Origin of the sequence: Streptomyces sp. NPDC051963, assembly GCF_044593495.1 — a bacterium.
Taxonomy (GTDB): Bacteria; Actinomycetota; Actinomycetes; order Streptomycetales; family Streptomycetaceae; genus Streptomyces.
In genome coordinates this window covers 432042-456758 of record NZ_JBIUCC010000005.1, presented here as the reverse complement: position 1 = coordinate 456758, position 24717 = coordinate 432042, and the positions used below count along the sequence as shown (strand labels likewise).

26 protein-coding genes are annotated in these 24717 nt (G+C 70.6%); 21 read left to right on the top strand and 5 right to left on the bottom strand.

What is annotated here, in order from left to right:
• Positions 1 to 140 precede the first annotated feature (140 nt).
• The 7 genes from ACIHFB_RS22825 to ACIHFB_RS22795 all read left to right on the top strand — a co-directional run bounded on the left by ACIHFB_RS22825 (position 141) and on the right by ACIHFB_RS22795 (position 7681).
• Positions 141 to 1115, top strand: a complete 975-nt coding sequence (locus ACIHFB_RS22825; protein WP_400127738.1) for a hypothetical protein — start codon at positions 141 to 143, stop codon at positions 1113 to 1115.
• Positions 1112 to 1648 (top strand): peptidase inhibitor family I36 protein, encoded by a 537-nt coding sequence (locus tag ACIHFB_RS22820; protein ID WP_400127737.1) that lies wholly within the window; start codon positions 1112 to 1114, stop codon positions 1646 to 1648. Before ACIHFB_RS22825 ends, ACIHFB_RS22820 begins: the two co-directional genes overlap by 4 nt.
• Before the next feature lie 15 nt (positions 1649 to 1663).
• The gene (locus tag ACIHFB_RS22815; RefSeq protein WP_400127736.1) at positions 1664 to 3808 is read left to right on the top strand and encodes a glycoside hydrolase domain-containing protein; all 2145 of its coding nucleotides are present in this window, start codon (positions 1664 to 1666) and stop codon (positions 3806 to 3808) included.
• 12 nt (positions 3809 to 3820) lie between these two features.
• Positions 3821 to 4510: a hypothetical protein gene (locus tag ACIHFB_RS22810; protein ID WP_400127735.1), complete on the top strand. Its 690-nt coding sequence runs from the start codon at positions 3821 to 3823 to the stop codon at positions 4508 to 4510.
• Positions 4511 to 4666: 156 nt separating this feature from the next.
• Positions 4667 to 5461: a class I SAM-dependent methyltransferase gene (locus tag ACIHFB_RS22805; protein WP_400127734.1), complete on the top strand. Its 795-nt coding sequence runs from the start codon at positions 4667 to 4669 to the stop codon at positions 5459 to 5461.
• A gap of 10 nt (positions 5462 to 5471) precedes the next feature.
• On the top strand, positions 5472 to 6365 hold the full coding sequence (locus ACIHFB_RS22800) for a menaquinone biosynthetic enzyme MqnA/MqnD family protein (protein WP_400127733.1): 894 nt from the start codon (positions 5472 to 5474) through the stop codon (positions 6363 to 6365).
• A complete protein-coding gene (locus tag ACIHFB_RS22795; protein ID WP_400127732.1) occupies positions 6362 to 7681 on the top strand; it encodes a cytochrome P450 in 1320 nt (439 codons plus the stop codon). The genes ACIHFB_RS22800 and ACIHFB_RS22795 overlap by 4 nt, the downstream gene beginning before the upstream one ends.
• A 72-nt stretch (positions 7682 to 7753) precedes the next feature.
• On the opposite strand, the gene ACIHFB_RS22790 is transcribed toward ACIHFB_RS22795, so the two are convergent.
• Positions 7754 to 9010, bottom strand: a complete 1257-nt coding sequence (locus tag ACIHFB_RS22790) for a beta-ketoacyl-[acyl-carrier-protein] synthase family protein (RefSeq protein WP_400127731.1) — start codon at positions 9008 to 9010, stop codon at positions 7754 to 7756.
• Between the two features lie 185 nt (positions 9011 to 9195).
• Between ACIHFB_RS22790 and ACIHFB_RS22785 the strand changes: the two genes are divergently transcribed.
• On the top strand, positions 9196 to 9996 hold the full coding sequence (locus tag ACIHFB_RS22785; protein WP_365272406.1) for a helix-turn-helix domain-containing protein: 801 nt from the start codon (positions 9196 to 9198) through the stop codon (positions 9994 to 9996).
• A 231-nt stretch (positions 9997 to 10227) separates the two neighbouring features.
• On the top strand, positions 10228 to 10914 hold the full coding sequence (locus tag ACIHFB_RS22780) for a LuxR C-terminal-related transcriptional regulator (RefSeq protein WP_365272403.1): 687 nt from the start codon (positions 10228 to 10230) through the stop codon (positions 10912 to 10914).
• 7 nt (positions 10915 to 10921) lie between these two features.
• On the opposite strand, the gene ACIHFB_RS22775 is transcribed toward ACIHFB_RS22780, so the two are convergent.
• On the bottom strand, positions 10922 to 11899 hold the full coding sequence (locus ACIHFB_RS22775; RefSeq protein ID WP_365272400.1) for an aldo/keto reductase: 978 nt from the start codon (positions 11897 to 11899) through the stop codon (positions 10922 to 10924).
• 237 nt (positions 11900 to 12136) lie between these two features.
• On the opposite strand from ACIHFB_RS22775, the gene ACIHFB_RS22770 reads away from it, so the two are divergent.
• The 10 genes from ACIHFB_RS22770 (at position 12137) to ACIHFB_RS22725 (ending at position 20109) form a co-directional block, all read left to right on the top strand.
• Positions 12137 to 12628: a hotdog fold thioesterase gene (locus ACIHFB_RS22770; RefSeq protein ID WP_400127730.1), complete on the top strand. Its 492-nt coding sequence runs from the start codon at positions 12137 to 12139 to the stop codon at positions 12626 to 12628.
• Positions 12625 to 13638, top strand: coding sequence for an AvrD family protein (locus tag ACIHFB_RS22765; protein ID WP_365272397.1), 1014 nt, complete (start codon positions 12625 to 12627; stop codon positions 13636 to 13638). Before ACIHFB_RS22770 ends, ACIHFB_RS22765 begins: the two co-directional genes overlap by 4 nt.
• Positions 13635 to 14636 carry a beta-ketoacyl-ACP synthase III gene (locus tag ACIHFB_RS22760; protein WP_400127729.1) on the top strand — a complete coding sequence of 334 codons (1002 nt, stop codon included), beginning with the start codon at positions 13635 to 13637 and terminating at the stop codon, positions 14634 to 14636. Before ACIHFB_RS22765 ends, ACIHFB_RS22760 begins: the two co-directional genes overlap by 4 nt.
• A gap of 91 nt (positions 14637 to 14727) precedes the next feature.
• Entirely contained in the window at positions 14728 to 14988 is a 261-nt protein-coding gene (locus ACIHFB_RS22755; protein ID WP_365272391.1) for a phosphopantetheine-binding protein, read from the top strand.
• Positions 14989 to 14991: 3 nt separating this feature from the next.
• A complete protein-coding gene (locus ACIHFB_RS22750; RefSeq protein WP_400127728.1) occupies positions 14992 to 15684 on the top strand; it encodes a histidine phosphatase family protein in 693 nt (230 codons plus the stop codon).
• A complete protein-coding gene (locus ACIHFB_RS22745) occupies positions 15681 to 15974 on the top strand; it encodes a putative quinol monooxygenase (protein WP_365272385.1) in 294 nt (97 codons plus the stop codon). The genes ACIHFB_RS22750 and ACIHFB_RS22745 overlap by 4 nt, the downstream gene beginning before the upstream one ends.
• Before the next feature lie 15 nt (positions 15975 to 15989).
• Positions 15990 to 17552 (top strand): FAD-dependent oxidoreductase, encoded by a 1563-nt coding sequence (locus ACIHFB_RS22740; protein WP_400127727.1) that lies wholly within the window; start codon positions 15990 to 15992, stop codon positions 17550 to 17552.
• A gap of 41 nt (positions 17553 to 17593) precedes the next feature.
• Positions 17594 to 18148 carry a carboxymuconolactone decarboxylase family protein gene (locus tag ACIHFB_RS22735; RefSeq protein WP_400127726.1) on the top strand — a complete coding sequence of 185 codons (555 nt, stop codon included), beginning with the start codon at positions 17594 to 17596 and terminating at the stop codon, positions 18146 to 18148.
• A gap of 5 nt (positions 18149 to 18153) precedes the next feature.
• Entirely contained in the window at positions 18154 to 19134 is a 981-nt protein-coding gene (locus tag ACIHFB_RS22730) for an aldo/keto reductase (RefSeq protein WP_400127725.1), read from the top strand.
• Positions 19135 to 19152: 18 nt separating this feature from the next.
• Positions 19153 to 20109 (top strand): ketoacyl-ACP synthase III family protein, encoded by a 957-nt coding sequence (locus tag ACIHFB_RS22725; protein WP_365272374.1) that lies wholly within the window; start codon positions 19153 to 19155, stop codon positions 20107 to 20109.
• A 61-nt stretch (positions 20110 to 20170) separates the two neighbouring features.
• On the opposite strand, the gene ACIHFB_RS22720 is transcribed toward ACIHFB_RS22725, so the two are convergent.
• Both ACIHFB_RS22720 and ACIHFB_RS22715 read right to left on the bottom strand, forming a co-directional pair.
• Positions 20171 to 21031 (bottom strand): helix-turn-helix transcriptional regulator, encoded by an 861-nt coding sequence (locus ACIHFB_RS22720; protein ID WP_365272372.1) that lies wholly within the window; start codon positions 21029 to 21031, stop codon positions 20171 to 20173.
• Between the two features lie 128 nt (positions 21032 to 21159).
• Positions 21160 to 22599, bottom strand: a complete 1440-nt coding sequence (locus tag ACIHFB_RS22715) for an MFS transporter (RefSeq protein WP_400127724.1) — start codon at positions 22597 to 22599, stop codon at positions 21160 to 21162.
• Between the two features lie 151 nt (positions 22600 to 22750).
• Here ACIHFB_RS22715 and ACIHFB_RS22710 point away from each other — a divergent pair, with 151 nt between their 5' ends.
• Both ACIHFB_RS22710 and ACIHFB_RS22705 read left to right on the top strand, forming a co-directional pair.
• Positions 22751 to 23086, top strand: coding sequence for a metalloregulator ArsR/SmtB family transcription factor (locus tag ACIHFB_RS22710; RefSeq protein ID WP_365272366.1), 336 nt, complete (start codon positions 22751 to 22753; stop codon positions 23084 to 23086).
• Positions 23086 to 23817 carry a cation transporter gene (locus tag ACIHFB_RS22705; protein WP_400127723.1) on the top strand — a complete coding sequence of 244 codons (732 nt, stop codon included), beginning with the start codon at positions 23086 to 23088 and terminating at the stop codon, positions 23815 to 23817. The genes ACIHFB_RS22710 and ACIHFB_RS22705 overlap by 1 nt, the downstream gene beginning before the upstream one ends.
• A 117-nt stretch (positions 23818 to 23934) precedes the next feature.
• Here ACIHFB_RS22705 and ACIHFB_RS22700 read toward each other — a convergent pair whose 3' ends face one another.
• Entirely contained in the window at positions 23935 to 24630 is a 696-nt protein-coding gene (locus ACIHFB_RS22700) for a 4'-phosphopantetheinyl transferase family protein (protein ID WP_400127722.1), read from the bottom strand.
• Positions 24631 to 24717: the final 87 nt, after the last annotated feature.

Genomic DNA, 24717 nt, shown 5'->3' with positions numbered 1-24717 from the left:
GGGTGATAGTTGCCTCGTTCCGTGCACAAGGGCCCTGTGTGGCTGGGCTTTTCGGTTGAGACCGAAAGTGTGTGCGGTGCGCTCGGCCCCCCGGACACCCTGATGGCGACCGACGACGTGCGGGTGTGGGGGGAGACCTGGTGCGTGGATTCGCCGTGCTGTCAGTGCTGTTGCTCGGAATCGGAACGCTCACCGCCTGCGGGCCCGGTGATCCGGCCGCGCCCGCTCAGCGCACCGCGCCCGACGCGGCGCTGCCACGTGAGGCCACCACCGGTGAGCTGACGGCGCTGCGCCGGGCCGAGGACATCCTGGAGCGCCGCTGCATGGCCCGCGCCGGGTTCCGGCTGCCGGCGGCACCCGAACCGGCCCGGACCGGGACCGAGCCACCACCGATGGCGCTCGTCCTCGCCGATGCGGACTGGGCCCGCGAGCACGGCTACGGCTCCCGCGTCCGTACTCCCGAGGAGACCGCCCGGTTGCGGGCGAACGACCCGGTCGGGGACTACCTGCGTGCCCTGTCGCCGAAGCGGCGCGCCGAGGCGCTGCGCGTGTGGCAGGGCGGCGGCGTGGACACCGTCGAAGTCACCCTGCCGGGCGGCGCGACGACGGGGCGGAGCACCCGCGGGTGCACCAGCGAGGCGCGCGGTGAGCTGTACGGCGACTTCCGTGTGTGGTTCGGCGCGGACGCCGTGGACCGCGGTGTCAGCGCGCTGGCGATGAGCCGCACGCAGGCGGATCCCGCCTACACGAAAGCGCTGCGGAACTGGTCGGACTGCGTGACCGGACGGGGACTGCCCCATGAGTCGCCGGAACGCCTGCGGGCCGCGCTGGGCGACTCGGCGCCCACGGCCAAGGAGATCGAGTACGCCGTGGCCGAAGCGGAGTGCGCCGTCGACTCCGGCCTGGCGGAGGTCGCCGTGGACGTCGGGGAACGGCATCTCGCCGAGGTGCGCGAGCGCTATCTCGCCGACGTGACCAACGCCCGTCGTATGCGGCTCGCCGCGCTGCCGAAGGCGCAACAGATCGTCCGCGACGAAGACCCGTCGCGGCCCGACAACCAGAACAACGCCCTGAGCAACACCCGGAGCAACACCCAGAAGAGAGGTACGAGATGAAGCAGTATCTACGGAGCGTCCTGACGACGGCGGCCGTGATCGGGCTGGTCGCCACAGCGGGTCCCGCCATGGCCGCCTCGGACGCGAGGCCGTCCGCACCGGCGACGGCCGACGCCGCGTCCGGCGCGCCGACCCCGGTCCGGCCCGGCGCCGATCTCAGCGGGCTGGCCGCGGCCGACGGCGCCGACGGCTACCTCTACGCCTACGACCTGCCCAACTTCCAAGGCGACTGGTGCCGTTGGGACCGCGACGACGAGTGGTGGGGCAATGACTGCGGCAACTTCAACGACCGCGCCACCTCCGTGTGGAACAACGGGTTCCCCGGCCTGTTCAGCGAGGTCTCGCTCCGCCGTGACGTGAACCCCAGCACGAACCAGTCGGTGTTCTGCATCGAGGCGGGCAACTACTACGGCGACCTGTCCCTCGGCTACGAGAAGTTCCTCGACGGCGGCTGGGCGGACAACCAGGTCAGCGGCCACCGCTGGTTCACCGACGACGCGGACTACATCCACGACCCGCACTACGCCTGCTGACCGAAGCGAGGAACTGTGGCCATCACCATCAACCCGCGTGCCACCTGGGGGCAGTACGCCCCCTGGTACCTGGAGCAACACGCCTCCGCTCCTCCCGAGGAGAGCAAGAATCCGAAATGGACCGGCGCGAAGGGCGTGTTCCTGCACTACCTCGGCCCCGGCAGCACCAGCGACCTCCAAACGGAAGAGGACTGCCGCAAGGCGATCGCCGAGGTCTACGTGGACCACAAGACCGGTGGCGAATTCGAAGGAGACATCGCCTACAACTACCTCGTCTGCCCGCACGGCCACGTCTACGAGGGGCGCGGAGACCAACGCGGCGAGGGGAACGCCGGCGAAGGCGAACTCATCGAGGGGGCGGGGCGCAACGAGGGCTTCTACTCGATCGTGGGCATGATCCGCTCCGGGGACGTGGCGAGCGAGGCACTGGTGCGCGGGATCAGGGGTCTGATCGACCACCTGCGCAACTACGCCACCCGCAAGACCGGCAACATGATCCTTCCGCACTCCTTCGGATGGGACACCGACTGCCCCGGCGACCTGCACATGTACGCGCGGCCCGGATCGGTGGTCGACCCGTCCGCGACGTGGCGAGCGCTCCCCGACATCTACGTGTCCCGGACGCAGAGGTGGGTGAACAAGACCTACGAGACGGCACCCGGGTACGTGGCCTGCCCCGAGACCGGCTACACCGGCTGGAACACCGTGCTCGCCCTCACCCAGGGACTCCAGCACGAACTCGGCATATCTCCCACCGTCCAGAACTTCGGCCCCGGAACGTTCGACGCGGTGAAGAACCGCCGGCTGCTGCCGGATGCCGAGCCGAACCAGAACCTCCTGCGCCTCTACAACGGGGCGTTGTGGTCCAAGGGCTACTGGGCCTCCCCTTTCCTCGTCGGCTGGGGCGACGACTCCCAGTCCTCCCTCCAGCGGCTCTACGGCGACATGGGCCTGGACTACGGGAACGTCGAGCAGCGCCTGGCCATGTGGCCGCATGTGCTGAAGTCGCTGCTGCGCATGGACCAGTTCCGGCTCGTGCCCGGCGGCGACCCCCATGTCAGGGCGATCCAGCAGCGGCTGAACTCCCGCTATGTCGCGGGCATCGGCATTCCCGCGATGAGTCTGGTGCCCTGCGACGGGATCTACTCCCGCGATGTCCAGCAGGGGCTCATGATGGCCATCCAGTACGAGATCGGGATCGCCCCGGGGTCGATCAACGGATACTTCGGGCCGGGAACGCAGGCCGCCCTCAAGGGAAAGGGGGCGGCGACCCTCACGGGCGATCTGAGGTACCTCTTCCGTGCCGCGTGCTACTTCAACTCACCGACGTACACGGCGAACGGAAAGGCGGACTATCTGGCGGCGGACCTCGGCACCGATGCCCAGACCGGCACGCACCTGGGGTGGCTCCAGTCCTTCCAGAGGTTCTCGCAGATTCCCGTCACGGGCCACAACGACTACACGACCTGGGCGCAGCTGCTCGTGTCGTCCGGTGACACCTCTCGGGACGCCACCGGCTGCGACTGCATCACGGAGATCACCCCGCAGCGGGGGCAGTTGCTCAAGGCCAACGGCTACCGCATCGTCGGGCGCTATCTGGACGAGCATCTCGCCCCGGGTGACCCGGACTACCTGGGCAAGGCCCTCAAGCCCGGTGAGCCGCAGACCATTCTGAACGCCGGGCTGAGGCTGTTCCCGATCTTCCAGTACAACGGCACGGAACTCGGCAACTTCACCTACGACAAGGGATACGACCAGGGAAAGAAGGCCCACCAGAAAGCCGTGGAACACGGGATCGGCGCCGGCACGTGCATCTACTTCGGGGTCGACTACGACGCCACGGAGGAGGAGATCACCAGTCATGTGGTGCCGTACTTCAACGGCGTCAAGGCCGGTCTCGCCGAGCTGGGCGGCCGCTACACCTTCGGCGTCTACGGGTCCCGCAACGTGTGCATCCGGGTGTCGAAGGACGCCGGGGCCCGCTGGTCGTTCGTCTCCGGGATGTCCTGGGGATTCTCCGGGAACCTGGGCTTCCCGCTGCCGGAGAACTGGTCGCTCAACCAGATCCACGAGTACGCGTTCCAGCCGGGCTGGGGCCTGGACCACAACATCTGGCGTGACGGCAGTGATCCCGGTGTGTCCGCCGTCGGCCAAGGGTGAAGGAGGATGCCGATGACGAGGCCGATGATTTCCAGACGCAGTCTCCTGCGTGCCGCCGCCGGCACCGGTGTGCTCGCCGTGGCGTCGGGCGCACTCAACACACCCGTCTCCGCCGCCGCGCCGTCGGCGGGGCAGTGGTCCGGTGACGTGTCCGCCAACGGCTGGCGGATCGCCCCGGCTTCCGTCACCGTCCACCATGTCGAAGGGTCCGCGGCCTCGCTCGGCCTGCGGCGTGGTGACGCCGGAGCCGTGCTGCTGCACGTCGCACGGCGATGGCACTACGAGATCGCCCCGCTCGACACGGGCGAGGGCGGTGGTGTCACCGGCCACCTCACACGGCGTACGGTCGGCGCCGACTTCGAATCGAACCACCTCTCCGGGACCGCCGTCGCCCTTCACCCCACGGCCTACCCGTTGAAGGGGAGCGAGGGGCTGTGGCCGCACCAGGAGGCGATCGTGCGGGACATCCTCGCGGACTGCGAGGGCACGGTCGTCTGGGGCGGCGATCTGACCCCGGTGAAGGTCTCGCATTTCCACATCGCCGCCCGGCCCGGGGACAGCACCCTGGCCCGGGTCGCGGCCCGGCTGGACACCGGCCGGCCCACGGCGTCCCGGACCCAGACAGCGGGCACGGTCGCCGACCCGGCCGCCCCGTCCCGCCGGGCCAAGGCACGCCGCCTGCAACGGATTCAGGGCAACTGAGCAGGACGTGACGGTCGGGGGGCGTGCCACAGCGGGCACGCCCCCCGACCCGAGTGCTCGGCCCACGGGGACTTGGCAGCAACCGGCCAGTAAGCCCGGAGCGCGCGGTGCGGCCGCCGTTCAGCTGTTTGGCTGCCCGGAGTTCCCAGGAATCCGATGTCTTCCGGAGGGCCCGAGATGGAGAAATACGGCGAGACGCTCTTCGCTCTCGACCAGGACGAGGAGATACGTCTGCGTCTGCTCGCCGAGGTCTTCGACCCGTTGTGCACGCGCACCCTCGACGCGCTCGGCGTGGCCCGTGACGCCCGTTGCCTGGAGGTGGGGGCCGGTTCCGGGTCCGTCGCGCAGTGGCTGTGCGGGCAGGCCCCGGACGGCGAAGTGATCGCCACGGACCTGGACCTGCGTCTGCTCGAACGCGTAGCGGAGCCCCGGCTGCGCCGGCTGGTGCACGACGTCACCACCGACCCGTTCCCGGACGGCTCCTTCGACGTCATCCACGCCCGGCTGGTGCTCAGCCACCTCCCGCAGCGCGACGACGTCATGCGGCGGATGATGCGCTGGCTGCGTCCCGGCGGGTTCGTGCTGATCGAGTCGTTCTGCTGGTTCCCCATCGACAGTGCGCCGCATCCGACGTACCGCAAGGTGATGCAGCGCTGGAGCAGCCTCATCTGCGGGACGCTCGGCACGGACAGCTGGTGGGCTCGCAGCCAGCCCGGGTCCTTCCTCGACTACGGCTACCGCGACGTCGGTGCGAACACGGTCACCCAGAACCTGCGCGGCGGCACGCAGCTCGCCGACTTCTGGCGACTGACCGTGGACATGTCGCGCGAACAGCTGATCGCGGGCGGCTTCGTGACGCCGTACGAACTGGACGAGTTCTACGGCCTGTTGCGCGACGACGGCTTCTGGGACCTGGCACCCGCCCTGGTGCAGTCCTGGGGCCACAAGTAGGGGCGCGTCCATGTCGCCGACCAGCACCACCGCCACCCGTCCGGAGGCCGTCGCCGAGCGGCCGCCCCGCGTCGGTCTCCTCTCGTTCCTCAACTGCCGTCCGGTCCTGTGGGGGCTGCGGCGTCTCGGGCTCCTGCCCGGGCTCGACCTGCTGTCGCTCTCCCCTGAGGCGGCCGGTGACCGGCTGATCGCGGGCCGACTCGACCTGGGGCCGGTCAGCCTCGCCGAGTACCTGCGGCACACCGACGACCTGCTGCTGCTTCCGGAACTCGCCATCGCGGCCGAAGGGCCCGTCATGTCGTGCCACATCGTGACGCGGGCCCCGCTGCACGAAGTACCCGCCGACCTGCGCGTGGGGCTGACGTCCACCAGCCGTACGACGGTGCTGCTGGCCCGGTTGCTGCTGGAGGAGCGGCTGGGGCTGACACCGCGTTACTTCACCGGACCGCCCGAGCCGGCAGCCCTGCTGCGCCGGGGCGACGCGGCGGTCGTCATCGGCGACCCCGCACTGCGGGTCCACTTCGACGGCGTGCCACAGGACGGCCGCACGATCGTCCACGACACCGCGGAGCTGTGGACCGAGTGGACCGGGCTGCCCATGGTGTTCGCCGTGTGGGCGGTCCGACGGGAGTACGCCGAGCGGGAGCCGCACGCGGTCGCCGCGGTGCACCGGGCGCTGCTGGCCGCCCGCGACTGCGGGTTGGCGCAGTTGCCGCAGGTCGCCGCCGAGGCGGCCCGGACATCGGACTTCACCTCGGCACAACTGCTGTCGTACTACGAGACCCTGCGCTATGAACTGACGCGGGACGGCGAGCACGCCATCCGCCACTTCGCCGACCTGGCCGCCCACCGTGGACTGCTCTCCGAGGACTGGGCCATCCGCCGGTTCGAGGGGGCGCCATGAGGGACGAGGCCGGGCAGGACGCGGTGGTGGTGTTGCCGCACATCCTCGATCCCCGGTCGAGGCCGGACCCGTATCCCCTGTACGAGGAGGTCCGAGCCGCGGAACCCGTGTGGGTGCCGGGCCGCCCCGTGGTGGTCTTCGCCTCCCATGAGGCGTGCGAGGCGGTGTTGCGCGACCCGCGGGCCAGCAACGACCGCCACCACGCCCTGCTGCACCGGCCGCCCGGTACCGCGGGCGGTGCGGCGCCGGTCCCGGCGGAACTCCCGTCGTTCCTGTTCATGGATCCGCCCCGGCACAGCGCCCTGCGCCGCCTGGCAGCCCCTGGCTTCACTCCACGGGCCGTGCGGCGGCTGGCGCCGATGATCAGGGAGCTGACCGACGACCTGCTGGACGAGGCGGCGGCCAGAGGACACCTGGACGGCGTCGCGGACCTCGCGTCTCCACTGCCGGTGACCGTCATCTGCCGGGTGCTCGGCATCGACACCGGAGAGCGGGAGTGGTACCGCACCCGCTCCTCCCTGCTCGGCCAGGCGGTCGACCCCTACCTGGCGTTCCTCGGAGTACCCGCGCCGGGCCTGGCGGAACGTCGGCGGGCCGAGGCCGAACTCACCGAGTTCTTCGGCCGGTTGGCGGCCGAGCGGCGGGTCGAGCCGCGCGATGACATGGTCTCCCGTCTGCTGGCGGCGGAGATCGACGGTGAACCGCTCACGGACGAGGAGATCGTCACCACCTGCCGGCTGCTGCTGAACGCCGGGCACGAGACGACGGTCAGCCTGATCGCCAACGGGTTACTGACCCTCCTCGACCACCCCGGCACCCTGGCCGCGCTGCGCGACGACCCCGTGGCGACGGCGCCCGCCGTGGTCGAGGAGTTGCTGCGGCTCCAGCCACCGCTCCAGCTCGTTCACCGGCACGCCCGCGAGGACATGGAGGTACGGGGCACCCCCGTCCCGCGCGGCACCACCATGGTGTTGCTCCTGGCCGGTGCGAACCGCGACTCCGCCGCGTTCGGCTGCCCGCACCGCTTCGACGCGGAGCGCGCAGATGCCTCCCGCCACCTGTCCTTCGGCCTGGGCACGCACTACTGTCTCGGCGCGCCGCTGGGCCGGCTGGAGGCCGAACTGGCCTTCACCCGCTTCGCCCAGCGGGTCGTCGGGCCGGAACTCGCCGACGGACCGCCCCACTACCGTCCGCATGTCGTCCTGCGCGGCCCGGCGTCCCTGCCTCTGCGCACCCGGGCGATCCTCGACCGCGCCACTCCTTGGGCGCCACCTCGCCGAGAACGGTCCGACCAGCCCGGCACGGCCGCCCGTTGACGCAGGGCCGGTGGGGTGCGGAAGGCACGCACCCCACCGGCTTGCGCGGACCTCGCCGAACCACCGCGCACGTCAACGGCGCCGCAGCGCCAGGACCGCGTTGTGGCCGCCGAAGCCGAAGGAGTTGCTGAGGGCCAGGTCGCCACGGGCGCGCAGCGGGCGGGCGAGGCGCGTGACCACGTCGAGCGGGATCGCGTCGTCGAGGTCGTCGCAGCCGATGGTCGGCGGGATGATCCCGTGGTGCAGGGTGAGCGCCGTTGCCACCGCCTCCACACCGCCCGCAGCGCCCTGAAGGTGCCCCAGGCTCCCCTTGAGCCCGGTGACCGGCACGGTGACGACGCCTTCCGCGTTGCCGAAGACGGCGCTGAGTCCGGCGGCCTCCGCGAGATCGCCCTCGACGGTCGCGGTGGCGTGCGCGTTGATGTGCAGCACATCGGCGGTGCCGGCGTCCGCGTCCTCGACCGCGCGCCGCAGGGCGGACGCCACTCCGCTGCCCGTCGGGTCCGGCGCGGCGATGTGGTGCGCGTCGGCCGACAGCCCCCAGCCGGCGGCCTCGCAGTAGATCCGGGCGCCGCGGGCCAGCGCGTGTTCCTCCGACTCCAGGACCAGCAGGCCCGCCCCCTCGCTGTTCACAAAGCCCTCCCGGTCCTTGGCGAAGGGCCGGGACGCGGCCTCGGGTGTGTCGTTGCGGGCGGACAGCGCGCGCATCGCGGTGAACGCGGCCATGACCTCGGGCGTCACGGCGGCCTCCGCACCGCCGGCGAGCACGACGTCGACACGGCCGTACCGGATGCGGTCGATGGCCTGCCCGATGGCCTCGGTACCGGAGGCGCAGGCACTGACCACGGTGCGGGCCTCCCCGGTGATGCACAGGTCGAGCGAGATCTGGGAGGCCGCCTGGGAGGGCACGGTCATGGGCGCCGTGAGCGGCGGCACCGCCCGGACCCCTCGGTCCCGCAGTCGGCGGTCGCCCTCCACCAGTACTCCGGCGCCGCCGATGATGGTGCCGACGCAGACGCCGACCCGCTCCGGGTCCAGGCCGCTGTTCCGGGAGCCGCCCTCGGTGAACCCGGCGTCCCGCCACGCCTCGCGGGCCGCCGTCACCGCTAACAGAGCGGCCCGGTTCATGCGCCGTGCCTGCGGCTTGGGCAACAGCCCGGCGGGGTCGGCAGGGACGGTTCCGGCGATCCGGACCGGGTGGCCGGCGAACTCGGGCCCCGTCAGCGGCCGGATACCCGAACGGCCGGCGAGCAGCCCCTCCCAGAGGGATGCGGTGCCGACGCCGAGTGGCGTGACGGCGCCCAGTCCGGTGACGACCACTTTGGACATGGACCTGACATTACCCATGGTGAACGATTTCCCTTCGTTCTCGTGTGAACTCTGCCAGTTGTCCCGGCAGACCGGTTGATCGACTGCGGAGCGGACGGTCTTCAGGCATGCTCACGTCTGAAGGGGTCGATGGCGCCTCCGGCTACTGTTTGATCGTTCGATCACATAGCGCGAACGGGGGAGCCATGACGAAATCAAGCAATTCAGACATACCTGAACCAGCGGAATTCCAGCTGGAATTCGCCGACCTTCCGCACCTGCTGCGCGCCTGGCGCACCGAGGCAGGCAACAAACTGGGACGCGGCAAAGCCCTCCCGCAGAAGGAGGTCGCCCAGCGGATGGGCGTCAGCGAGCGCTGGTACCGCGCGCTGGAGAGCGGAGCTCAAGTTCCGCTCACCCTCGACACGTTGACCCTGCTGGCGGACGCACTGGCCCTCGGCCCGGATGAACGTACGGCGTTGTACTGGTACCGGCTGACCGAGGTGTCGGACGAGAAGCAGTCGGTGGCCGACGGCGGCAGGTTCGGCCGACTCAAGGATTTGGTCGACGCACAGACAACGTTTCCCGCCTACCTCATCGACCACGCGTGGAATGTCATCGCCTACAACGCGCTCATGGCCCTGTGGTTTCCCTGGGTCCGTGAGCCGGAAGCCAATCTGATGCGCTGGGTTCTACTGAGCCCGGAATCGCGTGAACAGATAGTGGATTGGAAGAAACAGGCCGCGCTGTACCTTGCGCAGTTGAGATTCGCACTCTTCCGGAGTCCGGACGATCCGACCCTGAATGATTTACTGACGCGCGTCCAGCACGAGCCGGTGTGCCGTGAACTCTGGAATGCCGGGCCACGCATCATTGCGTTTCGGCAGGGCGGAAGATTCCGCCTGGCACTCCCCCACATTTCACAGACCGAGTTGATTGTCACCGCCCAGGTCCTCCTCCCCCCGTACCGAACAGGCGCCCGCTTCGTGGCTCTGATGCCGGCGTAGCAGCACCCGCTCCGCAACCAACTCTACACAGAAAGCGACGACTGCCAAGCGGCAACTTTTTGCCGCTTGACAAGCCCTAAACAAGCCTTGCAACCTCAATCAGGCGCAACTGACACCCATTTGGTTTCCGCCGGCTGCACAGCCGGCTCTTCACCTCTTGTTGGGGTTGGCGCCTGATGCACGGGGGGTCCGTGCCAGATCCGAGTATCTCTTTTACTGCGGAACGGGGACATGGAAAGTCAGACGCTCGTCAGATCCGACACCACCCGGACGGCACTTCAACCACTGACCGACTCGGACTCCGTGGCGGCCCAGCTGGACCTCCTGCGCCTGCGTACGGTGCGGGAGTTACGGCTCGCGCTGCCCCGTCGCCCCTACGACCGCCGGGTGCGGGAACGGGCGGCCCTGCTCAGCGCGGAGCTCGTGCGCCGTGGGGCGCGGGTGCGCGTCCTGCACCTGGAGGACCTCGCCCGCGATCCCGTCCAGGACGAGGATCTGCGGCGGATCGCCGCGTCCGGCGCGCAGTTGCGGGCGCTGCCGCATCTGCCGGTGTGGATGGCCGTGGCCGACCGGGACCTGGCGATCGTGCCGTCGGACCCCGGGGTGGGCGACTCCTCGGCGACGCTGTTGCGCGGGCGGCTTCTGGTGGCGGCCCACCAGGCTCTCTTCGACCAGGTGTGGGCGAGTTCCGCACCGACGGACGGCCCTGCCGGCACGGCGGGGCCGGACGCGCTGGACGAGCGGGAGCGGGAGGCACTGCTGCTGCTCGCGGAGGGGCTGACCGACGAGGGCATCTCCCGGCGGACCGGTCTGTCGGTCCGCACTGTTCGCCGGACCGTGGCGGGCATGATGTCCAGGATGGGTGCCCAGAGCCGCTTCCAGGCGGGGGCGGAAGCGGCTCGGCGGCGCTGGATCTGACGCGGGCCTACAGCCCCGTTCGGGCCAGGTCCTGCTCGGCGTAGCGTGCGCCGGCCGGCGGGGTGAGGGCGTCGAGCCGAGCCAGCTGCCCGGCCGTGAGGACGACCGCGTCCGCGGCGGCGTTCTCCTCGACGCGGGCCGCGCGCCGGGTGCCCGGGATGGGGACGACGTCCTCGCCCCGCGCCAGCAGCCAGGCCAGCGCGACCTGCGCGGGTGTGGCCCCGACGTCCTGGGCCACGGCTTCCACCTCGTCGACGATCCGCAGGTTCTGCTCGAAGTTGCCCTCGGCGAACCGGGGCGTGGTCAGCCGGAAGTCGTCCGGGGCGAACTCCTGGGTGGAGCGGATCGTGCCGGTGAGGAAGCCCCGGCCGAGCGGCGAGTAGGCGACGAGCCCGATGCCCAGCTCGCGGAAGAGCGGCAGCAGCGTCTCGGCGGGCTCACGGGACCACAGCGAGTACTCGATCTGCACCGCCGTCACGGGGTGCACGGCATGGGCGCGCCGGATGGTCTGCGGGCCGGCCTCCGACAGCCCGACGTGCCGGACCTTGCCCTCCCGCACCAGCTCGGCCAGTGCGCCCATGGTGTCCTCGATCGGTGTGTCCGGGTCGACGCGGTGCTGGTAGTACAGGTCGATGCGGTCGGTCCCCAGGCGCCTCAGCGAACCCTCGACCGCCCTGCGCACATTGGCCGGTGAGCTGTCGAGCACGTTCGGGCCGGCACCGTCGTGCGAGACCAGCCCGAACTTGGTGGCGATCACCACCTCGTCGCGCCGTCCGGCGATCGCCCGCCCGACGAGTTCCTCATTGACGAACGGGCCGTAGATCTCAGCGGTGTCGACGAAGCCGACGCCGAGATCCAAGGCCCGCCGGATGGTGCGGACGGCCTCCTCCTCGTCGCTGCCCGCTCCCGTGTAGTAGTCGGACATCGACATGGCACCCAGGCCGATGCGTGATACATCGAGCCCGCCGAGCAAAACGCGCTGCACTGAGACCGCGCTCCCTTCCTGATCCTCAACCCATGTCCACCCAAGCACAGTTGGGTGAGCGCACCGAAGCATTCCAATATTTCCGCCGGGTTACTTCTCCAGAACAAGCATTCCTGGATTCGGTAAAGGCGCCAACTGCTTGGCAGCAACAGGCCATGAGCCTGTTGCCGCTCACCTCACGGTGTTTGACTCGGATTGGCCCGCCGGTACGGGCCCCGGAAACAGACGGAGACCTTGATGCCGAACTTGATGCTCGGCCCGATGCGGGTCGACGGCGCATACGAAGGCGAACAACTCACCCGGCGCATGGGTATTGAAATCATCACCTGCGAACCGGGACTTGTGGTGGGCACCATGCCCGTCTCCGGCAATCGCCAGCCGGTGGGAATTCTGCACGGCGGCGCCAACGCCGTGCTCGCCGAGACGCTGGGTTCCCTCGCGGCCTTCCTATGCGCGGGCCCCGGCGGCAACGCGGTGGGCGTCGACCTGTCCTGCACCCACCACCGCTGGGTCTCCTCGGGAACCGTCACCGGAGTGTGCCGGCCCCTGAGCGAACGGCAGGCCATGGCCTCGTACGAGATCGTCATCACCGATGACTCCGGCAACCGGACCTGCACGGCACGGCTCACGTGCGCCATCCGGCGCGGCGGTGGCCGCAGACCGGGCGGGCGCACGGCATCCGTACCGCGGCCGGCAGGGGACCAACCCAGACGAACGGAGCACCGATGACCCCGACTTCAGAACGGACCGTGGTGGCGTCCGTCGACGATCATCTCGGCCCGGCCGAGCAGCGCTTCTTCGGCCGTGGCTTTCGCCGGGTCGGCTACGACATCGGCGAACTGCGCCTCACCCGCGGCGCGGACGGGACCGGGCGGGCCGCTTCCTCGGTGGGCGTCAGCTACCCGGCCGACTGGTCGAAGAAGGCGGCCGGCACCGATCTGCGCCCCCACTTCAGCACCGTCGACGGCCTCGTCGTGGCCGCCCAGTTGGCCGAGGCGTGCCTCGCCGGTCTCGTGGCGGACCTGCGCGACGGCTGGCTGCGCAGGGTACGGATGACGGCCGGCACCAGTCCGCAGGAGGAGCTCGACCGGCTCCCGGCCGAGGCGACGCTGCGCCGCACCGACCCGCTCGTCGGGGAACCCGGACGCGCCGTCTCCCTGGTCGACTGCACGATCGGCACCATGCGAGTGCGGTGCGAGATCGTCCACGCCCTGCCGACGGGGACGGCGCAGGACGCACGCACGTACTCCGGTCTGGACGCCCTCCTCGGCCCGGCGGCGGACCGCTACTTCGGTACCGGGTTCACCACCCGGCGCCAGCTCGTCCGAGACGTGGCGGTGGACCACCGGGCGCTGCGCGCCGACGCGGCACTGACCGTCGGCCACGAGGACGGCGCCGCGGTGCCCGCCTCGGGCCTGGAGGGGGCGCACCAGCCGTCCGTGTCGATGATCGACGCCTTTGTCACGGCCCTCCAACTCGCCCAGATCATGCTCTACGACCTCGACGGCATGCGCCGTCAGGACAGCAACACCCTGTGGATGCGCCAGACCACGCTGACCGCTTCACGCCCGGACCGCCCCACGGAGGCGATACCGGTGACGACCCGGCTGGACGAACCCGGTCTGCTGCACATGGGCGGCGGCACCTGGCGCACGCTGGACGTCGTGGCCGAACTCGCCGGACTCCAGGTGCGCTCGGCGGTCGCCCACCAGCTCCCGGAAGGGAACGTGGCGGCATGACCCGAGCGGCCGTGCTCGCCGGCGTGGGCGGCTTCGTGCCCCCGCGCGTGGTGACGAACGACGAACTGTCCCGGCGGCTGGACACCTCCGACGACTGGATCCGCACCCGGACGGGCATCGCCCGGCGCCATGTCGTCGACCCGGGAACCAGCACCGGCGACCTGGCCGCCGCGGCCGGTGAACGGGCGTTGAAGAACGCCGGTGGGGGCGGCGCCGACCTGGTGATCGTCGCCACCACCACCCCGGACCGCCCGTGCCCGGCGACGGCGCCGACCGTGGCCGCCCGCCTGGGGCTGACCGACGTACCGGCGTACGACGTGGCGGCCGTGTGCTCAGGCTTCGTCTACGCCCTCCAGGCCGGCGCGTCCGCCGTGACCGCGGGATTCGCCGAACGGGTGCTGGTCATCGGCGCCGAGTCGTACAGCACCATCCTGGACCCCGAGGACCGCACCACATCCGTGATCTTCGGCGACGGGGCGGGCGCGGTGCTCTTGCGGGCCGGGGAGCGCACCGAGCCGGGAGCCGTGCTGGACGTCCACCTGGGCAGCGACGGCTCGATGGCGGACCTGATCACGGTGCGCGGCGGTGGGGCCGAGGAGCGGTCCCGGGGCGGGACGCCCCGTCCGGAGGACCGGTACTTCCGGATGGACGGCAAGTCCGTGTTCTTCGCCGCGGTGCGCCGTATGGCGGAGTCCTCGCGCACGGTGCTGGCCCGCACCGGCTGGGAGATCGCCGAAGTCGACCGGCTCGTGGGCCATCAGGCCAACATCCGCATCGTCCACGCCGTCGCCGAACAGCTCGGACTGCCCCCGGAGCGCGCCGTGCTCAACATCGAGCGCGTCGGCAACACCTCCGCCGCCTCCATCCCACTCGCCCTCGCCGACGCCCTGGCCGACGGCACCCTCACGAAGGGCAACCGGGTGCTGCTGACCGCCTTCGGCGGCGGCGCCACCTGGGGCTCGGCCACCCTCGTCTGGCCCGACCTGCCGATCGGCTGAGCCGCGGCCGGATCCTCCGGCCGAACCCGGCAGACCGCAGCGTCGCGGCCTGCCCGACTCCCCCGCACCCACCACGTTTTCGAGGTGACCCATGACCGGTTCCGTATCCACGATGATCATCGAAATCCTCACCGGCAAGTTCGACATACCGGAGGAGGAGGTGGCCCAGAGCACCGTCTTCGAGGACCTGGCGGTGGACTCCCTGGCCCTGCTGGAGATGTCGCTGCTGCTGGAGAAGCGGCTCGGCGTCTCGATCGCCGAAGGCGTGCTGTCCGCCCAGCAGAGCATCGACGAGGCCGCCCGTGCCGTCGAGTCCCTCGGTGCGCCGGCGGCCGCCGCCGGCACCGTCTGAGCCGTGCGTGTCGTCCTGCTCCGGCACGGAGAGACCGACCGCAACGCCGCCGACCGCTTTCAGGGCCAGGCCGACATCCCGCTCAACGACGACGGGGTACGGCAGGCCCAGCGGGCCGCGCGCTCACTGCCGCCCGGCGGCTGGGCAGCGGTCTACTCCTCACCGATGGCACGGGCGGCCCAGACCGCCGCGTACGCCGCAGGCCGGCTCGACGTGCCCCACCACCGCATCGACGGCCTGAGCGAACGCCATCTCGGCGGCCTCGACGGGCTGCACCGCGCCGAGTTCGCCCGGACCGATCCGCAGACCATGGCACGGCTGCTGACCGACCCCGGGTACGCCCCGCCGGGCGGCGAGAGCGGCCATGCCGCGCGGGCCCGCTTCTGCCGGGCGCTGCACTCCGTGCTCACCGCGGAGCGGACCGCCGAGCGGCTCCTCGTCGTGGCGCACGGCGGGGTGCTGAACCTGCTGGCCGCAGCGCTCGTCGCCGCTCACGACGACGAGCCCCGGGCCATGGTCGGCACCTGCCGTGCGCTCTGCCTGGACGCCGAGTGGACCGCACGGGGCCGTGCCCGGATCGCGCTCGGCCGGTGGAACGCCGACCCACGGGAGTGCGCCGGGACCGACCGGCCCTCCACACCTGTCACCTTCGTCGACCTCGACGACCTCATCGCCAAGGAAGTGACCCGCACATGAGCATCGAGATCACCGTTCTCTTCGACGTCGTACCGGACCGCATGGACTCGGTCGCGGCCGCCTTCCAGGAGCTGTGCGAGGCGACCCGGCAGGAGGAGGGCGCGCTGCGCTTCGACGCCTTCCGCTCCGAGGAGCACCCGAACGTCGTCGTGCTGGTCGAGGACTGGGCCGGCCAGGAGGCCATCGACCTGCACATGAAGGAGCCGTACGTCGCCGACTTCCTCGCCCGCACCGAGGGCGCGTTCGTCAACCCGCCGTACGTCCACCGCCTGCGCGCGCTCGACGCCTGACCCGTGGTGAGCGACATGCAGCGACCGCGCGTCCTCGTCGTCGGGGCCGGTCCCGTGGGGATGGTGCTCGCCGCCGAGCTCCTCGCACACGGGGTCCGGGCCGATGTGATCTCCAAGCTCCGCAGGCAGAGCCCGCACTCCCGGGCCACCATCCTGTGGCCCCGCATCCTGGAACTGCTGGACCGGGTGGGTGTGGGCCGGAAGCTGGTCGAAGGCGGCCACTACTTCGACCAGATGAACTACTACTCGAACAAGAAAATGATCGGCCTGGTCCGCTTCGACCGGCTGCGGGGCGTCGGCTACCCGTTCGCCATCACCATCCCGCAGTGGCGCACCGAGGCCATCCTCGAAGAGCACCTGACCGGGCTCGGCGGCGGCATCGACTACGACCACACGTTCCTCGACGGCACCCGGCATCCGCACGGCGTGGACTGCCGGCTCCGCCTGCCCGACGGCACCGAGGAGACCCGGGCCTACGACTACGTCGTGGGCGCCGACGGCTACAGCAGCGTCGTCCGCGAGGTGTTCGGCTTCCGGTTCACCGGCCGCACCCTGCGGACCCGGCTGGCCATCACCGACGCCGAGATCCTGGGCGAGACGACCAGCAGCGAGGCCGCCTACTACCTGACCCGCACCGGCAACATGGTGCTGGCGCCGCTCGGTGACGGCGTCTTCCGGGTCGGCGCGAGCGTGCCCGACGACTACACCGGCGACACCCCCGACCGCGATTTCTTCGAGACACTGCTCGCCGAACGCGTTCCCGGGGTCCGGCGCCTCGGTGAGATGCGGTTCAGCGGCGTCTTCACCGCGCACGTCCGCTCGGCGGCCCGATACGGCGGCGACCGCGTCTTCCTCGTCGGCGACTCGGCGCACGCCATGAGCCCGTCCGGCGCGCAGGGTCTGAACACCGGTATCCAGGACGCGGTCAACCTGGGCTGGAAGCTGGCCGGTGTGGTGCGCGGCGACTACCGGCCCGAACTGCTCGACAGCTACGACCCCGAACGCCGGCCGGCCGTCGACCAGGTGGCCGCGCTGTCCACCCGGCTCGCCCGGATCGGGCTGTACTCCTCCCGGCGCCAGACCCTGGCCCGCGACGCCGTCTACCGGCTGGGCACCGCGACCCAGACCCTGGAGAAGGCCCTCGCTCCCCGGCTCGCCCAGATCGACACCCACTACGGTGCTCGGCCGAGGCGGCGCACCCTGGTGCCGGGTGAGCGACTGCCCCTGGGCTGGCGTGAGTCGAGCACCCAGCCCGTGCTCTCGGTGGACCGCTTCACGGTCCTGCTGTGGCCGGGGCTGGAGTACCGCCACGAGTACTGGACGCAGGTCGTCGACGCGCTGCACGCCAAGGTGTCCGGCGCGGCGCTCGTCGACCTGGGCGGCCGGCCGCCGGGCCTGCTGCTCGGCAAACTCCCGCGCGGGGCGCATGCGTTGGCCGTCCGCCCGGACGGTCACCTGGACGCCCTGGTCCCACTCGACGTCGGATCCCCCGAGACCTGTGTGCACACGGTCGCCCGGGCCCTCGCCCGCCATGTGCGCGACACAGCAACGGCGCCCCTCACCGCCGTACCCGCATGACCCTCACTCACCAACCCCCTCCGAGACACAAGGAGCCCGGCATGTCCCCTCGCGTCACCCTCACCGAAGTCGCCGACATGACGCCCGAACAGCGCGCGGTGTACGAGAAGTTCGAGTCCAACCTGACCCGCGCGCTGCTGCTGACCAAGAACTCGGCCGCCGCTCACCTCGCGCTCGGCGGCACCTTCACGGTCGGGCTGCTGAGCCTGCTGGACCGCGAGGTGATCGTGCTGCGCGTGGCCAAGCTGCGCGACAGTGAGTTCGAGCGTCTGCTGCACTACCCGCTCGCCAAGAAGGCCGGCCTGGACGACACCGAGATCAAGGCGATCGAGGACGGCCTGTACGACGAACTTCCGGCCGGCCGCGCCGCGCTGGTCCGCTACGTCACCGACTGCATGGTCGATCACAAGGCGAGCGAGGAGGCGTACCGGGGCCTGCGCGAGTACTACTCCGAGAACGAGATCGCCGAGGTCACCCACCTCGCCGGCCACAGCGCCATGACCGCCATGTACCTCGCCAGCCTGGACATCCCGCTCGACGAGGGCATCGCCTCCTGGGGCCGGCTGACCGAGGTGCAGGACCAGGTGAAGGGCTGAGTGCGTTGCAGTACGTGCGACTGGGCTCGTCCGGCCTGAAGGTCTCCCGCCTCGCGCTGGGCTGCATGAGCTACGGCGAGCCCGGCCTCGGCACCCACCCGTGGTCGCTGCCCGAGGAGGAGAGCCTGCCCTTCATCGCCCAGGCCCTCGACCTCGGCATCAACTTCTTCGACACCGCGAACATCTACTCCCTCGGCACGAGCGAGGAGTTCCTCGGCCGCGCGTTGAAGAAGCTGACCCGGCGCGAGGACGTCGTCGTCGCGACGAAGGTGTACGAAAAGCTCGACGCCAACCCGCTGTCGGGCGGTCTGTCCCGCTCGGCGATCATGCGCGAACTCGACGCCAGCCTGCACCGGTTGGACACCGACCACATCGACCTCTACATCGTCCACCGCTGGGACCACGAGACGCCCGTCGAGGAGACCATGGAGGCGTTGCACGACGTGGTGCGCGCCGGCAAGGTCCGCTACATCGGCGCCTCGTCGATGCACACCTGGCAGTTCGTGAAGGCGCAGTACGTCGCCGACCTGCACGGGTGGACGCGGTTCGTGAGCATGCAGAACCACTACAACCTCATCAACCGTGAGGAAGAGCGGGAGATGCTGCCGTACTGCCTGGCCGAGGGCGTCGGCGTCACCCCGTGGAGCCCGCTGGCCCGCGGCCGGCTCGCCCGGGACTGGGAGACGGAGTCGGTGCGCACCGCGGGCGACCCGATCCAGGACCGGTTCTACGGCCCGACCGAGCAGGCCGACCGCGCGGTCGCCCGGATGGCGTCGCAGATCGCCGCCGAGCGGGGCGTCCCCATGGCCCAGGTCGCCCTGGCCTGGCTGCTGCGACAGCCGGCGGTCACCGCGCCCGTCGTCGGCGCGACGCGGCCGCATCACCTCCAGGACGCGGTGGCCGCCCTGGAACTGGAGCTGGACGACACCGAAGTGGCCCGGCTCGAGGCGCCCTATGTGCCGCACGCCGTCGTGGAATACGTCTGACAGGCAGGTGGAGAACCCGTGGGAATAGCCGACTACGCCCTGGCCATGCCCAGTGGCAAACGCAGCGTCGACGAGGTCAGCCAGGAGTCGGGGTACGGCCCGGAGAAACTCGGGCAGGTCCTGCCGTCGGGGAAGTTCTCGGTGCTGGCCGAGGGCGAGACCGCCTGGGGCCTGGGCCGGGACGCCGCGGCCAGGCTGCTGGACCGCAGCCCTGTGCCGCTGGACGAGATCGGTCTCGTCCTCTACGCGGGCTCCAGCGAATGGGGTACGCCGTTCTGGTCGCCCGCGGCCAAGATCGCGGCGGAGCTGGGGATCACGCAGGCGCACTGCTACGAAGTCTCCAACTTCTGCAACGCCGGCATGGTGGCCGTCAAGCTCGCCGACGACCAGGTGCGGGCGGGCACGCACAAGTACGCCCTGGTGGTCATCGCGGACCGGCTCAGCGAGCTCGTGGAGTACGGCACCGGCTACATCGAGCTGTTCAACTTCGCGGACGGCGCGGCCGCCGTACTGCTCACCGCGGACACCCCGGACATCCGGTACGAGGTGCTGGGCGGCGCCCACCACACCGACCCGCAGTGGGTGGACGCCTACTACGGCGAGATCAAGAACGGCGAGATCAAGGTCGAGCGCGGCGAGAAGCTGGACGGCCTCGGCGAGGCCTTCCTGGACAACTTCACCACCCTGACGCACAGAGTCCTCACGGACATCGGCAAGGAGGTGGCCGACGTGGCCTACTTCCTCGTCACGCACGGCAACCAGGACACCCACCGCACCTATCTGGCCACGCTGGGGGTCGACGCCTCCCGCAGCGTCTTCCAGTACGAACGCGACGGCCATCTGGGCGGCGCCGACCCGCTGCTGGCCCTGGAGGAGCTGGAGCGGGAGGACCGGATCGGCTCCGGCGACCTGGTGATCGTGGCGACGGCCGGGTCGGGCTTCACCTGGGGAGTCACGGCGATCCGACGGACCTGACCCGCCCCGGCAGCCGACGGCACCCCGGTCCATGAGGGCCGGGGTGCCGTCTTTTCGCAGTTCAGCGGTGGTGCACCGAGTCCAGGTCCACCGTCAGCAGCTGCAACGCCGCCTCATGCGGGGAGTCCGGCTCAGCGTGGTAGAACTTCAGGATGTTGCCGTCCTGGAGATCCCCCGACTGGTACATCAACTCCAGTTCGCCGACGACCGGATGGTCGAAGAGCTTGGTGCCCTCGATGCAGTTCGACACCCGCTGACGGCACCACAGTTCGGCGAACTCCTCACTCTGGATGGTCAGTTCACCGATCAGCTCGGCCAGCTGCGGATCGTGCCGGTGGTTTCCGGAGATGAACCGCAGATACGTCACGTTCGACTCGGATTCCGTAGCCCAGTCGGCGTACAGCGAGCGGACGTTGTCGTCGAGGAAGTTCATCTTGATGATGTTCGGGCGCTGTTCGGGACGTTCGGGTGCGTCGAAGTCGAGGTGCGGCGCGAACAGCCGGTGGTAGAGGGAGTTCCAACTGAGGATGTCGCAGCGGTAGTTCAGCACGGCGGCCGCCACGTTCCCGAGGGACTTCACCAGCATCCTCGTGTACGGGCTGACCTGGTCCCCGCTGGGTGCGGGCTCCTGCGGGTTCTGGACCGGCGTACCGATCTTGAGCAGGTAGTCCCGCTCGTCGGGGCTCAGTCGCAGGGCCCGGGCGATGGAGAGCAGGACCTGCGGCGACGCGTGCGCGGTCTGCGACTGCTCCAGCCGTGTGTAGTAGGTCTGGCTCACACCGGCGAGCGCGGCGACTTCCTCGCGCCGCAGGCCCGGGACCCGCCGGGAGCCGCTGGATCGCAGGCCCATCTGCTCCGGCCGCACCCGCTCGCGCATCTGCCGCAGATAGCTGCCCAGGTCCGTGTTCACGATGTGCTCCATCCTTCCGATTATGAAGTCCTGTACGGCATCGGCAATGCCACCCCGGGGCGGCGTGACCGATGCCACGCGGCCGGGACGGCGGTACGGGGGATCCGCCTTCCCGGCCGCGTGGGGCCGCTGCCCGGTCCTCAGCCGGACAGGGCCGTCCTGCGGCGCAGCGCCGCCCACAGCAGCAGGCCGACCACCACCTGGCAGCCGCCCGCGACGCCGATCGCCGTGTGGATGCCGCTCAGTTCCTCGGCGGCGGTCACCGTGCCGTGCCCGATGACGGCCGCGAACACCGCGCTGATCAGCGGGATGCCGATGGCGATGCCGATCTGCTGGCTCTGGGTGGCCATGCCGGTCGCCATGCCCTGCATGTCGGAGTCGACGGAGGAGGTGGCGATGACCATGAAGGACAGCGCCGCCGTCATGGAGAAGAAGGCGTTCACGAACTGGGTGGCGATCAGCGGGACCAGCCAGCTCGAGTCCGCGGTCGCCCACAGCGCGGGCAGCATGAACGCGCCCTGGAGGAGCAGGGAGACCCCGAGCATGGTGCGCGGCTGGATGTGCTGGAGGATGCGCGGGCCGACCGTGCCGGCGATGATCTGGCCCAGGCCGATGCCGAGCAGCACCAGACCTGCGACGAGGGACGACAGACCGAGCACGTCCTGGACGTACAGCCCGGTGAAGAAGATCAACGCGGTCTCGCCGCCGAAGATGAACAGGGCGGCCAGGTTGCCGAACGCGATGTCGGGCTTCTTCAGGACCCGCACCGGCACCAGGGCGTCGGTGGTGCGGCTCTCCACGGCCCAGAAGACGCCCAGCAGCACGGCGGCGGCGATCAGGGCGACGCCCGCGACCAGGTCGAAGCCCTCCTCGCCGACGCGGGTCACGCCGTAGATCCCGGCGAACAGGCCGAGGGTGATGAGCACGGCACCGGGCAGGTCGATCCGGGTGCGCTGCTCGGCCCTGCTCTCGTCGACGACGAGCGGCACGACCAGGATCGCCGCGATGGCGACGGGGATGTTGATGAAGAACGCCCAGCGCCAGGAGAACACGTCCGTGAGGACACCGCCGAGGATGGCGCCGACGCTGAAGCCGGCGCTCATCATCACGCTGTTCAGGCCGAGCGCCCGGGTGCGCAGGGTGGGCTCGGTGAAGGCGGTGGTGAGCAGGGCGAGCGCGGCGGGCGTGACGGCGGCGGTGGCCAGGCCCTGGAGGGTACGGGCGACCAGCAGCATCGTCGAGGACTCCGCGATGCCTCCGACGAGCGACGAGACGGCGAGGACGGCCATGCCGACGGTGAAGATGCGCCGACGCCCCACATAGTCGCCCACGCGCCCGAAGACCAGGGTGCATCCGGCGGCACACAGGGCGAACGTGGTGGTGATCCACTGGAGGTTGCCGGTGGAGAACCCGAGGGCGGTGCCGACCTCGGGCAGCGCGACGTTCAGCACGGAGAAGTCGGCGGCCATCATGAACTGCGAAGCCAGGAGCACCACCAGGGCGGCGACCTGACGTCCGGTCATCCGTACGGCGCCCGGCTGCTCGACTGGGGAACTCGTGGTGGTATCAGCGGTGGTCATGCCCCCAGACTCCGGTGCACGGCTCCGGCCAGCCAGATCCCCCTTGACGGCACTCCTGCGGAGACTGTCACTGGCAGTGCCACCCTCGTCGGTCATCGCCCGGCGACAATCCACGGTTTCCTGAATTCAGGATTATCTGTACGGTGAGGGGGTGCTGACTCTCGCCCCCGACATCGAGGTCCTGGTCCGTTTCGGTCGCGCGCTCGCCGACCCCATCCGCTGCCGCATCCTGCTCGCGCTCCGTGAGGCCCCCGCCTACCCGGCGGACCTCGCCGACGCGCTCGGCGTCTCCCGCACGCGACTCTCGAACCACCTGGCGTGCCTTCGGGACTGCGGCCTCGTCGTCACCGTGCCGGACGGACGCCGTACGCGATACGAACTGGCCGACGAACGCCTCGGCCACGCCCTGGACGATCTGCGCACCGCCGTGATCGCGGTCGAAGCGGACCGGACCTGCGTCGACGCCGCGGAGAAGGGCTGCTGCTGATGGCCGCCGAGACATCCGGGATCTCGATATCCCTCGGCCCGTCCCCCGCCCGGCGCGACGCGCTCACCCGCCGGATACGCCTGCTGGTCGCCGCGACCATCGCCTACAACGTCGTCGAGGCGGCCGTCGCGCTCACCGCCGGGACCCTCGCGTCCTCCACCGCGCTGATCGGCTTCGGTCTGGACTCCGTCATCGAGGTCTCCTCCGCCGCCGCGGTCGCCTGGCAGTTCTCCGCCGCCGACCGCGCCGTACTCGAAGCGCGCGAGAAGACGACCCTGCGGATCATCGCCCTCTCGTTCTTCGCCCTGGCCGCGTACGTCGGCATCGACGCCGTCCGTGCCCTCGGCGGCACCGGAGAGGCGGAACGCTCCGTCCCCGGCATCGTGATCGCCGCCCTGTCGCTGGCCGTGATGCCGTTCCTGTCGGCGGCCCAGCGCCGCGCCGGCCGCGAACTCGGCTCCGCCTCCGCGGTGGCCGACTCCAAGCAGACCCTGCTGTGCACCTACCTCTCCGCCGTACTCCTGGCCGGCCTGGTCCTCAACGCCACCCTCGGCTGGTCGTGGGCCGACCCCGTCGCCGCCCTCGTGATCGCCGCGATCGCCGTCAAGGAAGGCCGCGATGCCTGGCGGGGCGAGGGCTGCTGCGCCTCGCCCGCCGCATCGGCGGTGCCGTCGGACGACACCGAGGAGGATGCGTGCGGTTGCCGTCCCGGCTGCGACTGCTGCGGCTGACGGCCCGGCAGCGGACGGTTCACCCACGGTTGCCTTCGGAAGCGCCACCGGATGTGAGGACGTGATGAGGAGAGGTGATGACTGGCAAGCCTCCTTGCTGCCGTCGAGACGCTCGGGCTACGCGCTTCCCGGATCGGGATCGGCATGTCTGACCGAGATCCTGGGGGTCGCCGGCCCCGCGACGGCCAGCGCGGCCAGGTAGCCGTCCGGCATCGGGAGATCGCGTACTGACCAGGCGCCGTGGATCTGCCCGGACGGATCGCGGACGGTGCCGGCGTCGGTGAAAACCGTCAGGGACAGGCCCTGGGTGAGGCGTGCGCCGGCGGCCTTGACCACGGCCTCCTTGCGGGTCCAGAGGCGCAGGAAACGTTCGGCGCGTTCCGTGGGCTCGGCGGCCGCAGTGACGAAACGGGCGTCGGACGCGGGGAAGAAGCGCTTGACGAACGGCTCGACCGGCAGGCCGGGCCGCAGCCGGTCCACATCGACCCCGACCTCGTCGTGCCGGGTCACCGCCACCACACTGAGCTCACCGGAATGGGAGAGGTTGAACCGCAGATCGGAGCTGCCCGCGATCCGTGGTTTGCCGTGACGTCCCCGCTCCAGGCGCAGTTCCTCGGGAGGAACATCGAGGTAGCCGGCCAGGATCAGCCGCAATGCTCCATGCGCGACGATGAAACGCCTGCGGTCGGTCTCGAAACGACAGCGGGCGCCGCGCTCGGCCTCACGCCCCGACAGAATCCGGGACATCGTCGCCACCGTGGCCGACGACCCGTCAAGCGGCACCGTCCAGACGTCCACCCTCGGCTCGTCCATGTCGGACCCGTCCGTCCCGATCCCTCTCATGTGGGCGCAGCCCGACCCACGCAGCCGACGAAGCTGACCGCCGCCCCCGGTCCCGCC

What these genes read in the sequence shown, in the direction of transcription:
- ACIHFB_RS22820 (WP_400127737.1), top strand. Translation starts at nt 1,112, where the DNA reads ATGAAGCAGTATCTACGGAGCGTCCTGACGACGGCGGCCGTGATCGGG.
- ACIHFB_RS22810 (WP_400127735.1), top strand. Translation starts at nt 3,821, where the DNA reads ATGACGAGGCCGATGATTTCCAGACGCAGTCTCCTGCGTGCCGCCGCC.
- ACIHFB_RS22805 (WP_400127734.1), top strand. Translation starts at nt 4,667, where the DNA reads ATGTCTTCCGGAGGGCCCGAGATGGAGAAATACGGCGAGACGCTCTTC.
- ACIHFB_RS22800 (WP_400127733.1), top strand. Translation starts at nt 5,472, where the DNA reads ATGTCGCCGACCAGCACCACCGCCACCCGTCCGGAGGCCGTCGCCGAG.
- ACIHFB_RS22795 (WP_400127732.1), top strand. Translation starts at nt 6,362, where the DNA reads ATGAGGGACGAGGCCGGGCAGGACGCGGTGGTGGTGTTGCCGCACATC.
- ACIHFB_RS22790 (WP_400127731.1), bottom strand. Translation starts at nt 9,010, where the DNA reads ATGTCCAAAGTGGTCGTCACCGGACTGGGCGCCGTCACGCCACTCGGC.
- ACIHFB_RS22785 (WP_365272406.1), top strand. Translation starts at nt 9,196, where the DNA reads ATGACGAAATCAAGCAATTCAGACATACCTGAACCAGCGGAATTCCAG.
- ACIHFB_RS22780 (WP_365272403.1), top strand. Translation starts at nt 10,228, where the DNA reads ATGGAAAGTCAGACGCTCGTCAGATCCGACACCACCCGGACGGCACTT.
- ACIHFB_RS22770 (WP_400127730.1), top strand. Translation starts at nt 12,137, where the DNA reads ATGCCGAACTTGATGCTCGGCCCGATGCGGGTCGACGGCGCATACGAA.
- ACIHFB_RS22765 (WP_365272397.1), top strand. Translation starts at nt 12,625, where the DNA reads ATGACCCCGACTTCAGAACGGACCGTGGTGGCGTCCGTCGACGATCAT.
- ACIHFB_RS22760 (WP_400127729.1), top strand. Translation starts at nt 13,635, where the DNA reads ATGACCCGAGCGGCCGTGCTCGCCGGCGTGGGCGGCTTCGTGCCCCCG.
- ACIHFB_RS22755 (WP_365272391.1), top strand. Translation starts at nt 14,728, where the DNA reads ATGACCGGTTCCGTATCCACGATGATCATCGAAATCCTCACCGGCAAG.
- ACIHFB_RS22745 (WP_365272385.1), top strand. Translation starts at nt 15,681, where the DNA reads ATGAGCATCGAGATCACCGTTCTCTTCGACGTCGTACCGGACCGCATG.
- ACIHFB_RS22740 (WP_400127727.1), top strand. Translation starts at nt 15,990, where the DNA reads ATGCAGCGACCGCGCGTCCTCGTCGTCGGGGCCGGTCCCGTGGGGATG.
- ACIHFB_RS22735 (WP_400127726.1), top strand. Translation starts at nt 17,594, where the DNA reads ATGTCCCCTCGCGTCACCCTCACCGAAGTCGCCGACATGACGCCCGAA.
- ACIHFB_RS22720 (WP_365272372.1), bottom strand. Translation starts at nt 21,031, where the DNA reads ATGGAGCACATCGTGAACACGGACCTGGGCAGCTATCTGCGGCAGATG.
- ACIHFB_RS22715 (WP_400127724.1), bottom strand. Translation starts at nt 22,599, where the DNA reads ATGACCACCGCTGATACCACCACGAGTTCCCCAGTCGAGCAGCCGGGC.
- ACIHFB_RS22705 (WP_400127723.1), top strand. Translation starts at nt 23,086, where the DNA reads ATGGCCGCCGAGACATCCGGGATCTCGATATCCCTCGGCCCGTCCCCC.
- ACIHFB_RS22700 (WP_400127722.1), bottom strand. Translation starts at nt 24,630, where the DNA reads ATGGACGAGCCGAGGGTGGACGTCTGGACGGTGCCGCTTGACGGGTCG.